Source organism: Streptomyces sp. NPDC017890 (assembly GCF_044328675.1).
Classification (GTDB): Bacteria; Actinomycetota; Actinomycetes; order Streptomycetales; family Streptomycetaceae; genus Streptomyces.
Genome location: NZ_JBIRHU010000027.1, coordinates 31,112 through 45,504, shown reverse-complemented (window position 1 = coordinate 45,504; position 14,393 = coordinate 31,112). Strand labels below are relative to the sequence as shown.

The window sequence follows — 14,393 nt, the reverse complement described above, 5'->3', positions numbered from 1 at the left end:
CGGATCCATGAGACGGCGAAGCCGCACCGGAGCGCTCCGGTGCGGCTTCGCCGTGAGGTCGAACGCGCCGGCGCTCAGGACGCGTTCGGCTCCCATGCGGCAGCCGTTCAGGTCGGCCCGCAGCAGCTCCGCGTCCATCTGGATGCCGATGAGGACGAATTCTCGCGCGTAAGAGCCGGCGGTGTCACGAGCAGAGGAAGGCTCGAAGCGAGCCACCGAACCGGCCTGCGCCACAGTCCCGTCACCCAGGACCGGCCGGCGAGGGTGAAGAAGCCCTTGGACCTGAGGACCTGCCCGTAGGCGCCGCTGCCCGGTGTCTCCGTCACGAACGTCCGAACCGTCCGGGGTGGAAGGACCTTCCGGAGCAGAGGACGGTCGCGGAGATGGCGTACTGAATGAAGTTTCGAAGGAGGGCGTGAACACCGTGTCGCCGGGCACAAGGGCTATCGCACCGAGGTCCTGGCATTCGGAGCTGGTCGGGATCTACCCGCCAAGGGACGAACTCAGGCCCTTGTGAAGCTCATACGCACACGCGCCTGAGCCGGAATTGACGATGGGATTTAAAATGATCATTCTTGGGCTTATTCTGCTGGTCATCGGCCTGCTTGTCGGCATGGGTCTGCTGACGACGATCGGTGGCATCCTCATTCTGGTTGGCGCCATCCTGTGGATCCTGGGTGCGACCGGTCGCGCGGTCGGTGGACGCAAGCACTTCTTCTGAAGTCAGGGCGCCTCACCAACTCTCTGCGACGAGTGATGTGTCCATGGCCCCCTCCGCGTCGGAAAGTCCACACCGTGAGGAGCTTGTGGACCACTCGAGGCCGGGACGAGGTGAGAGCCCGGCCAGAGAGACAGTTGGGAACCCCGCGGGCGGGGCCATGCGCCGACCCCGCCCTGTCTCGTTGGCGATGAGTTTGCCCTGAGCCGGGCCCTGCCCGCCGGTCGTCGAGCGCAGGGCCTGGCTGCGGGGAGAGGCGGATGCTGCCGCTTCGGTACAGGAAGCGACGGGCGTGCTGCATCGGCGCCCAGCCGGCTGTCGAGACGCTTCCTGGAGTGCGACGTGGCCCTGCACACCCGTACCGCCGAGATGCGGCAGCGCGTCGCGGACGTGCTGCGCGGGCCGGGCACCCTTGGTGGGCTCAGCGCAGCTCAGGACGGGCGGGAGTTCCTGCTCCAAGTCGCCGCACGAGTTCCGCGGGTGCGGGAGGACGGCGGAAGCGAGATCCGGTACGCGCTACAACTGCTGGCCGACTTCCAGCTCTCCTACCGGGGCATGCTCCAGCACCGGTTACGAACCTGCCTGGACGGTCTGCACGCCGACACTCCCGCGATGCCCTTCCCGTACCAGCTGGGCCCGACGGTCCAGCAGATCCGGGAGATGCTGGAGGTGGCGTACGAACGAGGCGCTGTACACCTGCCGGAGCGAGCTGTAAAAAGCGCTCGCCGATCCGAGCGCGGTCATCTTCTCGATCGTCGAGGAGTTCTACGACAGGGTCATCCCGTCGGCCGGCGTCGAGGAGGAGTGGCTGGTCTTCTACCAGGGCATCAGAGCCGAGATCTGGCCTGGCAGGTTCGCAGCCTTGGGGTCGACGAACTCCTCGACGCGGCCGCAGCGCAGAAGCTGCGTGCCGCGCTGGATGCAGCCGACGACGACGCGATCGTACGGCTGGCCGAGGCGGCGCCCGCCGTCGGTTACTGGCTGGCCGACTACCTCGACGCCACGGCCTCGAAGCTGCGCGCGTACGGCCCGCTCGCCGGCGATGCCCAGCCCGTAGCGCCCTCGGCCGTGTTCCGCTGCCCCCCCCGGGAACCCTTGTCTGATACCGCCGCTTTGTCGGCGAGACCTCTCCGCGCTGCCCCACGCACGACATCGATCTGGTCCGCGTCGAGGACGAGCCCCCGGTTGCGTGAGCACAGAGGCCGGAGCCCCGCGCGAAGCTGTCGGGCCCCGCGGTCTGTGTGCGCTGTGGCTCTGTGCTTGCGCGAGCGGTACGCGACGAACGCCGTACCCAGGAGGGCAAGACCCGGCGCGAGATCATCCGATGCCTCGAGCGGTATGCCGCCCGCGAGGTCTTCAACCCAGTCGGACCGGTGTCCCGCACCCCCGCGTCATAGGGGCGTCCGGGAAGGCTGCCTGCCGTCCACCTCCCGTGGCAGCGGCCTACGCCCCAGCAGACACCAACTGCTTCCCCGCCCCGGGCCCGCCTCGTGAGGGAATCAGCTATTGCTCGTCGAGGACTCCGGGGGTGTCGTGCAGGACCACACTCTGCTGCACCGGGATACGTCCCATGCCGATGTCGTACATCGGTGACGTCTTGTCGCCGATGCCGAAGGAGATGCCGAAGAGCAGCTTGAGGTCGTCTCGGACGCCCAGCGACGTACGGACCGTGTCGGCGTACACGCCGAGGACGGCCTGCGGGATGCCGTGGAAGCCCCGCGCGGTCAGCGAGAGCAGGAAGTTCTGGGCGTACATGCCGATGTCACCGGCCGTCCGGACCCCGTCGCCGAGTTGTGGCATGAAGAGCAGGGCGACGTGGGGCGCGTCGTAGAAACGCAGGTTCTCGCGGATCACTTCGTGCCTGCCCTCCATGTCGGAGCGCGCTATGCCCCGCGCCCCGTAGACACGGGCGCCGTGCTGATAAGAACGCTCGAGGTAGACGCCGTCGCCGTAGTCGCCGGTGAAGTCCGCCGAGTCCCGGCCGTCCTCGTACGCCTTGAGCAGTTCCTCGCTCAAGGCGTCCCGGGCGGCACCCGAGACTATGTGCACCGTCCAGGGCTGGGTGTTGCTGTTCGAGGGGGCGGTCTGCGCGTCCTCCAGGACGCTGCGGATGTCCGCAGGTGACAGCGGCGTCGGCCGGAACTGCCGCGGGGAGTGCCTGGCGCGTACGAGTTCGGTGAACAGGGAGGCAGTGGTGGACAAGAGGTTCCTTTCCAGAGGGCGGCTCGGGGTGGCCGGAGGGGCGGGCGTGTCAGTGACGGGGGGAGCGGTTGGTTCCACGGTCTCCTCGCGCGTGGGCATGGAGGTGAGAGCGGCGAAGCGTGCCGCCTGGCGGTTCCGCTTGCGCCGGGCCTCGTTGCGGTAGGCCGCGGCACAAGCGGCTCCCAGGTCCTGGAGGGTCGGCTCGGTGCAGTACGCGGGTTTCATCGGCTGCCGGCGCCAGGAGCCACCCGCTTCAAGTGGCGGCTCCTCGCCGGTGTGCCCGTGTCTGCGCCGGGGTTGTCAGTCCGTTGCCGACGAAGCTGTCGGCACTGCGGTGGCGTTGATGGGAGCGTTGCTCGGTGGAGACGCCGGCGGCTGGGGGGTGGCTGCGGTTCTGCGGACGCAGAGGGTGCCGATGATCGCGAGGCAGCCGATGACTGCCGCCGTGGTGAAGGCGGCTTGTGACGCCGAGACGGACTGGGCCAGGTTCAGTGCTCCCGCGTCCTTGGCGTGGGATCCGATGGTGTAGGCCGAGATCAGGACGGCGCCGCCTGCGCCGCCGGCCAGCTGTTGGGCGGTGTTGAACGCCGCGGTGCCGTGCGGGTAGAGCTCGGCGCGCAGGGAGGACAGTGCGGCCGTCGTCATCGGTGCCCACATGAGGGCCTGCGAGGCCGACAGGACGAGGTAGGCGGCCAGGAGCGCGGGGACGCCGGTGTTCTCGTCCGCTCGGCTCAGGAACCACAGGGCACCCGTCCAGATGACCGATCCGGGGATGGCCAGGGGGCGCGGTCCGTAGCGGTCGTAGACGCGTCCGCCGAGGGCCGAGACGAGGGCGATCAGGGCTCCGCCGGGGACCAGGAAGAGACCGATCTGGAGCGTCGTCAGGCCCGTGACGTTGGTGAGGACCAGGGGCAGGATCATCGTGGTGCCGAACCCGACCAGCGCGACGACGAGCATGACCAGCAGCGGCACGGTGAACGACCGGGTGCGGAAGATCCTCATGTCGAGGAAGGCGTTGTCGCTGCGCTGCAGCACGGTCTGGCGGCGTACGAAGACCGCCAGGGCGAGAAGCCCGATGATGACCGGGATGTAGGGGGCGACCGGTGCGTGGCCGGAGGCCGACTCGCCGATCGTGGACAGGCCGTAGACGAGGGCGCCGAACCCGATGGCGGACAGGACGAGGGACGGCACGTCCAGCCTGACCGGTTCCGGAGTGGTGATGTTGCGCAGCCTGGCGGCGCCCAGGGCCAGCCCGGCCAGGACGACGGGCAGGACCAGGATGAACAGCCACCGCCAGCTGAGCTGGGAGATCACCACGCCGGACACCGCAGGGCCGACCGCGGGTGCCACCGCGGTCAGACCGGTGACCAGCGCCATCGTCCGGCCTCGCCGATGCGGGGGAACCAGGCGCATCGTCGTGGCCATCAGCAGGGGCATCAGGGCGGCAGTGCCCGCCGCCTGGATGACGCGGCCGGTGAACAGCACGCCGAACCCCGGGGCGACGGCGGCGATCGCCGTGCCCAGGGTGAACAGGGACAGCGAGCCGAGGAAGATCGTGCGGAGGGTGAACCTTCGCAGGAGGAACCCGGTGGCCGGGACGAGGATCGCCAGGGTCAGCAGATAACCCGTCGTGAGCCACTGTCCCGTGGTGGGAGTGATGTCGAGATCGCTGATCAGGGTGGGAAGCGCGACTCCCAGCAGCATCTCGTTCAGCAGGACGGTGAACGCGGAGACCATCAGGATCCCGATGACGAGGACGTCTCCGGGGGCCAGTTCGTCATCGTTGCGGGTCGGTGGCGGTGCGTCTGCGGCGGCCTGCGCCGGATTCTCGGCGGGGGACATGTGATCTCTTCCGTGTCGCTGGGGAGGGTGTGCGAAGGGCCGTGCGGGTTCCATGCCGTCGGTGCACACCGGTGGGGTCCGGCGGTACGCGCCCGGGCCGGTGCGGCCTCGGCCGGGAGCCGTCGCGTCCGATGCCGCCTGCGCGGCGGTCGGTTCCCCGGCGGCCGTCGGCGCGGAACGCCTGGTTGTCGCACCGGGCTGCCCTGGGAACAGCGGATGCCTGCCGAGACCGGCGGTAGCATCGGAACTGATAAGGAGATAGTCTCCGTTTCGCGGAAGACGATACGGAGACAGTCTCCGCATTGTCAACGGGAGGTGCAACGACATGGGTGAGGCAGCCACCGGCGAGCGCCGGCAGCGGACGGACAAGCAGCGCAACCGCACGCACATCCTCGAGGTCGCTGAAGAGTTCTTCGCCGAGCGGGGCATCACCGGCTCCATGGACGCCATCGCCAAGCGGGCCGGTGTCGGTCCGGGCACCCTCTACCGGCACTTCCCCAACCGGGAGGCACTGCTGGCTGCCTTGCTGCAGGCCCGCGACGAAGAGCTGGAAGCCCGACGCGTCGCCATCCGGCGCGAGGTGACCGACTCCCGCGCCGCGCTCGCACAGTGGCTTCAGGCACTGGATGAATGGGTGACCGCCTTCGACGGTCTGCCCGAGCCCCTGCGGGCCGCACTGACGGAAGGCACGTCCCCTCTGGCGATCACCTGTCAGGGCTTCGTCACGACCACCGAGGACTTCCTCCGCGCGGCACAGCGCGACGGCGGTGCCAAGCCCTGGGTGCGGGGACGTGACCTGTTCCTCAGCACGCTGGCCACCGCCTGGGCCCGCGGTGCCGCCATGGCCGACGAGTCGTCGCCCGACGCGCTCGTTTCCCTCATGCGCACCGGGTGGGAGACGCCCGCGACGGAAACAGCTCCCGGGAGTGGCGAAGACCCCGCGTAACCGCAGGCAGAAGCGTGGCGCCCTGGCGCGGGGCACTCTCCCGAGAGCTCACCACGTTGAGCGGGGTGGGGGTGCGGTCGAGGACGCCGTAGAGGACGAGGTGGGCCTCGTGGGCGGCGGCGGTGACGAGGTCGGCCAGGGCCGTGCCGCCGACGGGGTCGAAGATGACGCGGGCGCCCTGGCCGTCGGTCAGCGCCCGCACCCGGGCGGGGACGTCCTCCTCGGCGGTGGCGATGACCTCGTCCGCGCCGGCGTCCAGGAGCTGCTGGCGCTTGGCGCCGGTGCGGGTCAGGGCGACGGCGCGGGCGCCGGCCTTGTGGGCGACCTGGATGGCGGCGAGGCCGACGCTGCTGGAGGCCGCGGAGATCAGGACGGTGCCAGCGGGGCGGCGGGCACCCTCGGAATTTGGTTCCGCGCGGGAGTCCTCCCGCTGCCGCCGTGCTGCGCTGACTACAAGGCCGGGATCGCCTCGGCCCTGCTCAACTCCGCGCAGCAGATCGGGGTCGCTCTCGGCCTGGCCGTACTCGCCGGGGTCGCCGCCACGTCACCGCGCAGCCGGAGAAGGCCGCGCTGGGCACCGGCGAAGCGCTGGTCGCGGGGTACGGCACGGCCCTGACCGTCGCCGCAGGCATCCTCCTCGCCGCCGGCCTCCTCGCCCTCACCACCCTCAGCGCCCGCCCGGCCACAGAACAGGACGGGCCCCAGCCTGAGGAGACGAACACCCGGCCGGGAAACTGACGGAGCCGGGCGGTGCCTCCGGCAAGACGGCGGGGGTGACGCCGTTCCCCGCTGGGACCCTGCGGGCGTTCTCGGAGCGGGCGCCCTTCACGGCCTGTCGGCCAGTGGGACCGTGTCAGGGCGGTCGCAGCCTCGTTGTCGCCACAGGCCCGCCGGGGCGAGAACGCCACGGGGTCGTTCCCGCGAGGCGCTCTCACCCCGTGGAGGGCGGTGTGACCCTCAGTGGGCGGCGCGGCCCTGCAGAGCCGAGGTGACGAGGTCACTCTTGGCGAGTCGGTCTCCGTCGGTGACGGCCGACGCCCAGGCGTCGGCGGTGGTGACCGCGGCCAGGGCTGGGGGAAGCAGCCGGAGGTGAGGCGGCCTGCGGTGTCGTAGGTGAGGTCGTAGCCGGTCGTGCCGACATTGGCGCGGGTGATGTCGACGTGGGTGGGCAGGCCGGCGGGGGAGAGGGTGTGCGCGGTCTTGGTGACCGTGGTGCCGGCCTTGGCGGAGGTGACGGCGGTGAGGCGGCCGGCCCGGTCGTAGGCGCGGGCCTCGGTCTCGGTGTTGGGCAGCGCGGACTTGGTGAGGTTGCTGGCCGGGTCCCAGGTGTACGAGGTGGTCTTGCCGTCGGCCAGCATCGAGGCGGTGCGGCCGTCGCCCGCGAAGTCTTCAACCTGGTCAGACCGGTCTCCCACACCCCCGCGTTATAGGGGCGTCCGTGAGACGTGAGAGGGTCTGGGGCGTGAGTGAGACACCGTCGAACACCCTGCAATACCGCTTTGACGGGCCAGAAGAGGCCCCGGTCCTGATCCTCGGTCCCTCACTGGGTACCACCTGGCACATGTGGGACCGGCAGGTGCCCGAGCTGGCTCAGCAGTGGCGGGTCTTCCGTTTCGACCTGCCGGGGCACGGGGGCGCTCCCGCCTACCCGGCGGGTTCCGTCGCCGAGCTCACCACGCGTCTGCTGGCGACACTGGACGGACTCGGCGTGCAGCGTTTCGGCTACGCGGGCTGCGCGTTCGGCGGCGCCGTCGGTGTCGAACTGGCCCTGCGCCACCCCGAACGCCTCGCCTCCCTCGCGTTGATCGCCACCTCGCCGCGCTTCGGTACGGCCGACGAGTTCCGTCAGCGCGGCGTGATCGTCCGCACCAACGGGCTCGACCCCATCGCCCGCAGCTCGCCGGAGAGGTGGTTCACCGGAGGGTTCGCCGCCGCCCAGCCCGCCATCACCGAGTGGGCCGTACAGATGGTGCGTACCACCGATCCCGGCTGCTACATCGCCGCCTGCGAGGCGCTCGCCGCGTTCGACGTCCGGGCCGAACTCGGCCGTGTCGGCGTCCCGACCCTGGTCCTCGTCGGCTCCGACGACCAGGTCACCGGCCCCGCCGAGGCCCGCACCCTGGTCGCCGGCATCCCCGACGCCCGTCTCGCCGTCGTCCCCGGCGCCTCCCACCTCGTCCCGGTCGAGCAGCCCGCGGCCGTCACCGACCTGCTGGTGCGGCACTTCTCCACCGCCTGGCAGATCGCCCACGACGCGTCCACCGGGCAGATCGCCGTCCCGTCCGCCCACGCCATGGTGCCCGCGGTTCCCACGGCCCCCGTGGCCTCCACCGCCCCCGTCCAACCGGCCCTGGCTCCGCCGCAGGCCGCGTCGCCCGTCGCTGAGATCGCCGCGGCCGCCGTACCACCGCAGGCACCGGCTCACGGGCGGCCCGACCCGTACGAGGCGGGGATCAAGGTGCGCCGCGAAGTGCTCGGCGACGCGCACGTCGACCATGCGCTGGAGCAGGCGGACGAGTTCTCCGGGGACTTCCAGGAGTTCCTCACCCGGTACGAGTGGGGCGAGATCTGGGACCGGCCGGGCCTGGACCGGCGCACCCGCAGCTGCGTCACCCTCGCCGCCCTCGTCACCGGCGGCCATCTGGACGAACTCGCACCCCACCTCAGGGCCGCCCTGCGCAACGGCCTCACTCCGGGCGAGATCAAGGAGGTGCTGCTCCAGGCGGCCGTCTACTGCGGTGTACCGGCCGCGAACGGCGCCTTCCGGGTGGCGCAGCAGGTCATCCGCGAGGAGACCACCCCGCCGGAGTGAGTCCCGCCCCGCCGTGGGCCGGCCCGCGGCGGCAGGATGGAGTCATGAAGCTCACCAAGAAGTCGCACGCCTGCGTCCGCCTCGAAAAGGACGGGCGGACGCTCGTCCTGGACCCCGGCGCGTTCAGTGAGGAGGACGCCGCCCTGGGCGCGGACGCGATCCTCGTCACCCACGAGCACCCCGACCACTTCGACGAGCTGCGGCTGCGCGCCGCGATGGAGAACAACCCGACCGCCGAGATCTGGACGCTGAAGTCGGTCGCGGAGAAGATCTCGGCGGCTTTCCCGGGCCGCGTGCACACCGTCGGCCACGGCGACACCTTCACCGCCGCCGGCTTCGACGTGCAGGTCCACGGCGAGCTGCACGCGGTGATCCACCCGGACATCCCGCGCGTCACCAACGTCGGCTTCCTCGTCGACGGCGGCAAGGTCTTCCACCCCGGCGACGCCCTCACCGTCCCCGGCCACCCGGTCGAGACGCTGATGCTCCCCGTCATGGCGCCGTGGAACAAGATCTCCGAGGTCATCGACTACGTCCGGGAAGTGAAACCGCAGCGCGCCTACGACATCCACGACGCCCTGCTCACCGACCTCGCCCGCCCGATCTACGACCGCCAGATCGGGCAGCTGGGCGGCTCGGAGCACCTGCGCCTGAGCCCCGGGGACTCCGCGCGGGTGTGAGGCGCGACCCGGCGCCCCGGCGGGACGGGGACCGTGGCCGGGTTGTCAGTGCCGCCGGGTAGGTTGTGGGACATGCGCATCGCGACCTGGAACGTGAACTCGATCACCGCCCGCCTGCCGAGGCTCCTCGCCTGGCTGGAGAGCAGCGGCACCGACGTGCTCTGCCTCCAGGAGGCCAAGGTCGCCGAGGAGCAGTTCCCCTTCGACGAGCTGCGCGAGAAGGGCTACGAGGCTGCGGTGCACGCCACCGGCCGGTGGAACGGCGTGGCGGTGCTCTCCCGCGTCGGCCTCGACGACGTGGTCAAGGGCCTCCCCGGCGACCCCGGCTACGACGGCGTCCAGGAGCCCCGCGCGATCTCCGCCACCTGCGGCCCGGTCCGAGTCTGGTCGGTGTACGTGCCCAACGGCCGCGAGGTGGAGCACCCCCACTACGCCTACAAGCTCCAGTGGTTCGAGGCGCTGCGTGCGGCCGTCGAGGGCGACGCGGCCGGCGGCCGCCCGTTCGCCGTGATGGGCGACTACAACGTCGCCCCGACGGACGACGACGTCCACGACCCCGCCGCCTTCGAAGGCTCCACCCACGTCACCCCCGCCGAGCGTGCCGCCCTCGCCTCCCTGCGCGGCGCCGGCCTGTCCGACGTGGTCCCGCGCCCGCTGAAGTACGACCACCCCTTCACCTACTGGGACTACCGCCAGCTCTGCTTCCCCAAGAACCGAGGCATGCGCATCGACCTGGTGTACGGCAACGAGACCTTCGCCAAGGCGGTCACCGACTCCTACGTCGACCGTGAGGAGCGCAAGGGCAAGGGCGCCTCGGACCACGCGCCGGTCGTGGTGGACCTGGACGTGTAGGCGCCCGGCCCCGGCCCGACCTCGCCCCGGCCCCGTCCCCCCGCCCCCCGGCGTACCTCCTCGCCCTCTCTCGGGCTGGCCCCCCGTGCCGCTCCCGCACCCCTCCGGCTTTCCGCTCGCCCCGCTCGCCGCTCGCCGCTCCTGCGTGCCCTGTGGTGCACATGGCGGTATGAATGACAGTCTGGAGGTATGAATTTCCCGTTCCTGGGCAAGCGGCGCGAAGGTCCCCGGGCTCACGACGCCGAGGGCATCGGTGACCTGCTCGCCGATTGCGACCTGCTGCGTTCGCGGGCGTTGCGGGAGGGGGTCCGGCTCGACGACTCCGAGGTCTCGCTGGAACAGCTCGACCAGGTGCTGCCGCGCTGGCGGAGCGATGAGGAGATCCTCGCCTGGCTCGGCAACGACGCCGGTCTGTACCTCGGCACCGTGATCGTGCGTACCGTGCCCGGCGCCGCCTGGTCCATCCGGTCCGACGGGCAGCCCGTCGTCCGGCTCGCCTCCGGCAGGGAGTTCGACGTGGTGGCGTCCGGCCACGCGTGGGCGGAGGACGGCGTACCCGAGCTCTCGCAGCTCTACGGGGAAGTCGCGGAAGCGTGACCCCTGGCCCCACGGCCGCCTCGGACAAAGCCAATACCCGAAGCTTCCTCATGGCGTGATTCAGCGTCTCCGCCGAGAAACCGATCCCGGTGACCTCGACGGCGGGGAGATGACGCGTGGTCCTGAGCCGATTCCTCGAGCTCCTCCATCAGACTGTGCCCGCCGCCGACTTCGTACCAGCCAGGAGACGGCTCGCCCGAGAGAGTGTTCGGAACACGTCCGTGCCCAGGGCCTCGTCGTTCTCGCGTGATGCCCGGGTCGTGACTGTGCAAGGCCGTGCGTGGACAAGGTGGGGTGGCGTCGCGGCTGTTGCGTCGCAGGGCTGCGGCGATGTCATTGAACATAGCCGTTCATCGCCCACTCGGGGAGCGTGCCGCCGCGTTTGTCGGCGGTGAACAGTACCCCCAGTCGCCAGATCCCGGACGGGAGCACCACGAGCGGCACAGCGTAGGCGACCCGTCGCGCCCAGCGGGGCACTCCCGCGGCGGGCTCGTGAGCCGCCCGCCACCCGCGCCGCAGGGCATCCCGGCGACGGGGCCCGAGTGCCGGTGCGGGGGCCGTCCCGGTGTCTGGTGTCGGCGACTTGGCCAGGAACATCTGCATACCCTCCGTTCGCGGGCCGGGTCGTCCCGCCCACCATGAAGCTCGCACCCGGCAGGGTGCGTACGCATCGCTCCCCGGACGGATCCACCTACGTCGCACGGCTGACCGACTGAACGGCCGCGTTCATCCTCCGAGTTGACGGGCAGACACCCCAGGAGCCCACGCCGGCCTCCCGATGCGCCTTGGAAGTCCCACCGGCGTCGCTGTCACCGCCCTGGCCGACCGCTCGTCCGAGCAGCAGTCAGCGTTACTGTCCATGTGCGTGATCATCAGCACCCCGTCGAGGCCGACGGTCACCGTCCGGCCACGGGTGGGCTGAGGACGGCGTACCCGAGCTCTCGCAGCTCTGCGGGGAAATCGCGGAAGCGTGAACCTCCGGCCCACGGCCGCCTTGAACAAGGCTGATGCCCGAAAGGTGCGTGTCGGAGGCAGGTGCACACCGGGCTCAAGCCCGGTGGGAGTTGCGGGGAGCCGCTGCCGGTGCGGGCAGGGGGCTCGTCGCCGCCCGGGTCACGTCCCCGACGAGTTCGACGACGTCCGGGCCGTACGCCTGCGAGTTGACCACCTTCAGCAGCAGTACGAAGGAGTCGTTGCCGTGCTTGCGGGCCAGCTTCTCGTGGTGACGCGCGAGGTAGCGGGTGGCAGCCTGGTTGGTGATCGCGCGCTGGCCGCAGAACAGGAACGCGGGCCGGGCCTCGCGCCGGTCCCCGGCGGTGAGACGGGCCAGCAGGACGTACTCCGTGATGCCCGCGTCCATGCGGTACCGCTCGCCGCCGATCTGGAAGGCGCCCCGGTCCGGTCCCGGCTCCGGATCGATGTTGACCCGCACCCCGGGCAGCATGGCCGCCATGTGGGCCGCCATCCGGCGGTTCGACCCGGGACCGCCCACGCAGAACTCCGTGCGCTCGCCGAAGCCCTGATGGACCATGTCCTGCGTGACCACCTGGATGTGCGCGCCGCAGTCCTTGACCAGGGCGGACAGTTCCAGCAGCGCGAAGACGTCGAAACGGTGGACCGCGGGTTCGGAGGCGGCGGGGTCCCGGTTGACCACCAGCAGCGACTCGGAACTGTCCGGCAGTCCGAAGAACGCCTGCTTGCGACGGAGTCTGCGCTTCCACAGGTAGGTACGGGCGAACCAGCCCAGCGCGGCGCTGATGCCGGCCGCGACCACGCCGAGGACGATGTTGCGTACGTCGTCAGTCATGGGCGCGCATGCTAGCGGGCGTGTGCGTACCGGTGTTCGACGGGCCGCGCTGCAGGTGTTCCCCCGGGACGCTCCTGACGCGGCCATGACGATCAACTAAGCTGCCCGAACGGCCCTTCCCTGGAGGTGCGGATGCGTCGCCCTGTCGCACGGAAACTGACGGTCCTGGCGGTCTCTGCCGCCGTGATGTCGGCGGGGGCGGCAGCGCCGCCCACCGACCGGAGCAGACCCGCCGCCCCGAAGACACCGGTCGCCGTCGGGTACGGCGGCGCGGTCGCCAGCGTCGACCCGGACGCCTCCGCCGCCGGCATCGAGGTGCTGCGCAAGGGCGGCAACGCCGTCGACGCGGCGGTGGCCACCGCGGCCGCCCTCGGCGTCACCGAGCCCTACTCGGCCGGCGTCGGCGGGGGCGGCTACTTCGTCTACTACGACGCCAGGTCCCGTACCGTGCGCACCATCGACGGCCGGGAGACCGCGCCGCTGACCGCCGACGAGGACCTCTTCACGGAGAACGGCGAGCCGATCGCCTTCGCCGAGGCCGTCAGCAGCGGCCTCGCCGTCGGCACCCCGGGCACGCCCGCCACCTGGCAGGCCGCCCTCGACAAGTGGGGCAGCCGGAAGCTCGGCTCCGTGCTCGAACCGGCCGAGCGCCTGGCCCGGCACGGCTTCACGGTCGACGCCACCTTCCGCTCCCAGACAGCCGCCAACGAGCAGCGGTTCCGCTACTTCCCGGACACCGCCGAGCTGTTCCTGCCGGGCGGTGAACTCCCCGTCGTCGGTGCCACGTTCAAGAACCCGGACCTCGCCCGCACCTACAAGGAACTCGCCCGCGAGGGCGCCGGCGCGATCTACCACGGTGAGCTCGGCGAGGACATCGTCGCCACCGTCAACGAGCCGCCCGTCGACCCGGACACCGGCTGGAACGCCCGCCCCGGCGACCTGACCGCCAAGGACCTCGCGGCCTACGAGGCCGAGTTCCAGGCGCCCACCAGGACGTCGTACCGCGGCCTGAACGTCTACTCCGTCGCGCCCTCCTCCTCCGGCGGCACCACGGTCGGCGAGGCCCTCAACATCCTTGAGCGCACCGACCTCTCCGAGGCGAGCAAGGCCCGCTACCTGCACCGTTTCATCGAGGCGAGTCGCATCGCGTTCGCCGACCGGGGGCGCTGGGTCGGCGACCCGGCCTTCGAGGTCGTACCGACGAGGGAATTGCTGTCGCAGCGGTACGCCGACTCGCGCGAGTGCCTGATCCGCGACGACGCGGCGCTCACCAGCCCCCTCGCGCCCGGCGACCCCCGGCACCCCGCCCCCTGCGCGGGTGGCGGCACAGCGGCGCCGACGACGTACGAGGGTGAGAACACGACGCACCTGACGGTGGCCGACAAGTGGGGGAACGTCGTCGCGTACACGCTCACCATCGAGCAGACCGGCGGCAGCGGCATCACCGTGCCCGGCCGGGGCTTCCTGCTCAACAACGAGCTGACGGACTTCTCGTTCGCCCCCGCCAACCCGGCCGTCCACGACCCGAACCTGCCGGGACCTGGCAAGCGCCCGCGCTCGTCGATCGCGCCGACGATCGTCCTGGACCAGCACCACAAGCCGGTCGTGGCGGTCGGTTCGCCCGGCGGCGCCACCATCATCACCACCGTGCTCCAGACCCTCACCGGCTTCATCGACCGCGGGCTCCCGCTCGTCGACGCGATCGCCGCCCCGCGCGCCAGCCAGCGCAACGCCGCGCAGACGGAGCTCGAACCCGGGCTCTACGACAGCGGACTGCGGGGCGAGCTGGAGGCGCTCGGGCACTCGTTCAGGTCCAACCCGGAGATCGGCGCGGCGACCGGTGTGCAGCGGCTGCCGAACGGCAAGTGGCTGGCCGCCGCCGAGAAGGAACGACGCGGCGGCGGCTCGGCGATGGTGGTCAGGCCCGCACGGTAGCG

The 14,393-nt window shown here is 71.1% G+C and carries 13 protein-coding genes; 7 read left to right on the top strand and 6 right to left on the bottom strand.

The window, feature by feature from the left end:
• Positions 1-565 precede the first annotated feature (565 nt).
• Positions 566-721, top strand: coding sequence for a hypothetical protein (locus tag ACH4F2_RS29880; protein ID WP_109006019.1), 156 nt, complete (start codon positions 566-568; stop codon positions 719-721).
• A gap of 567 nt (positions 722-1,288) precedes the next feature.
• Here ACH4F2_RS29880 and ACH4F2_RS29875 read toward each other — a convergent pair.
• The 3 genes from ACH4F2_RS29875 to ACH4F2_RS29865 all read right to left on the bottom strand — a co-directional run bounded on the left by ACH4F2_RS29875 (position 1,289) and on the right by ACH4F2_RS29865 (position 4,762).
• On the bottom strand, positions 1,289-1,462 hold the full coding sequence (locus tag ACH4F2_RS29875; RefSeq protein WP_398135871.1) for a hypothetical protein: 174 nt from the start codon (positions 1,460-1,462) through the stop codon (positions 1,289-1,291).
• A 759-nt stretch (positions 1,463-2,221) separates the two neighbouring features.
• Positions 2,222-2,920, bottom strand: coding sequence for a nitroreductase (locus tag ACH4F2_RS29870; RefSeq protein WP_398135870.1), 699 nt, complete (start codon positions 2,918-2,920; stop codon positions 2,222-2,224).
• Between the two features lie 300 nt (positions 2,921-3,220).
• Positions 3,221-4,762 carry a DHA2 family efflux MFS transporter permease subunit gene (locus ACH4F2_RS29865; protein WP_398135869.1) on the bottom strand — a complete coding sequence of 514 codons (1,542 nt, stop codon included), beginning with the start codon at positions 4,760-4,762 and terminating at the stop codon, positions 3,221-3,223.
• 325 nt (positions 4,763-5,087) lie between these two features.
• On the opposite strand from ACH4F2_RS29865, the gene ACH4F2_RS29860 reads away from it, so the two are divergent.
• Positions 5,088-5,708 carry a TetR/AcrR family transcriptional regulator gene (locus tag ACH4F2_RS29860; RefSeq protein WP_398135868.1) on the top strand — a complete coding sequence of 207 codons (621 nt, stop codon included), beginning with the start codon at positions 5,088-5,090 and terminating at the stop codon, positions 5,706-5,708.
• Here ACH4F2_RS29860 and ACH4F2_RS29855 read toward each other — a convergent pair.
• A complete protein-coding gene (locus ACH4F2_RS29855) occupies positions 5,641-6,000 on the bottom strand; it encodes a zinc-binding dehydrogenase (RefSeq protein WP_398135906.1) in 360 nt (119 codons plus the stop codon). The two genes, ACH4F2_RS29860 and ACH4F2_RS29855, sit on opposite strands and share 68 nt — an antisense overlap.
• 187 nt (positions 6,001-6,187) lie before the next feature.
• On the bottom strand, positions 6,188-7,066 hold the full coding sequence (locus ACH4F2_RS29850) for a hypothetical protein (RefSeq protein WP_398135905.1): 879 nt from the start codon (positions 7,064-7,066) through the stop codon (positions 6,188-6,190).
• A 104-nt stretch (positions 7,067-7,170) separates the two neighbouring features.
• Here ACH4F2_RS29850 and ACH4F2_RS29845 point away from each other — a divergent pair, with 104 nt between their 5' ends.
• The 4 genes from ACH4F2_RS29845 (at position 7,171) to ACH4F2_RS29830 (ending at position 10,649) form a co-directional block, all read left to right on the top strand.
• Positions 7,171-8,520: an alpha/beta fold hydrolase gene (locus ACH4F2_RS29845; protein ID WP_398135867.1), complete on the top strand. Its 1,350-nt coding sequence runs from the start codon at positions 7,171-7,173 to the stop codon at positions 8,518-8,520.
• A 44-nt stretch (positions 8,521-8,564) separates the two neighbouring features.
• Entirely contained in the window at positions 8,565-9,200 is a 636-nt protein-coding gene (locus ACH4F2_RS29840; RefSeq protein WP_398135866.1) for an MBL fold metallo-hydrolase, read from the top strand.
• A gap of 72 nt (positions 9,201-9,272) precedes the next feature.
• Positions 9,273-10,052: an exodeoxyribonuclease III gene (locus tag ACH4F2_RS29835; protein WP_398135865.1), complete on the top strand. Its 780-nt coding sequence runs from the start codon at positions 9,273-9,275 to the stop codon at positions 10,050-10,052.
• A gap of 189 nt (positions 10,053-10,241) precedes the next feature.
• Positions 10,242-10,649, top strand: coding sequence for a DUF6278 family protein (locus ACH4F2_RS29830; protein WP_398135864.1), 408 nt, complete (start codon positions 10,242-10,244; stop codon positions 10,647-10,649).
• 1,048 nt (positions 10,650-11,697) lie between these two features.
• Here ACH4F2_RS29830 and ACH4F2_RS29825 read toward each other — a convergent pair.
• Complete coding sequence (locus tag ACH4F2_RS29825) at positions 11,698-12,456, bottom strand: hypothetical protein (protein ID WP_398135863.1); 759 nt, start codon at positions 12,454-12,456, stop codon at positions 11,698-11,700.
• Between the two features lie 132 nt (positions 12,457-12,588).
• On the opposite strand from ACH4F2_RS29825, the gene ggt reads away from it, so the two are divergent.
• Positions 12,589-14,391, top strand: coding sequence for a gamma-glutamyltransferase (gene ggt / locus ACH4F2_RS29820; RefSeq protein WP_398135862.1), 1,803 nt, complete (start codon positions 12,589-12,591; stop codon positions 14,389-14,391).
• Positions 14,392-14,393: the final 2 nt, after the last annotated feature.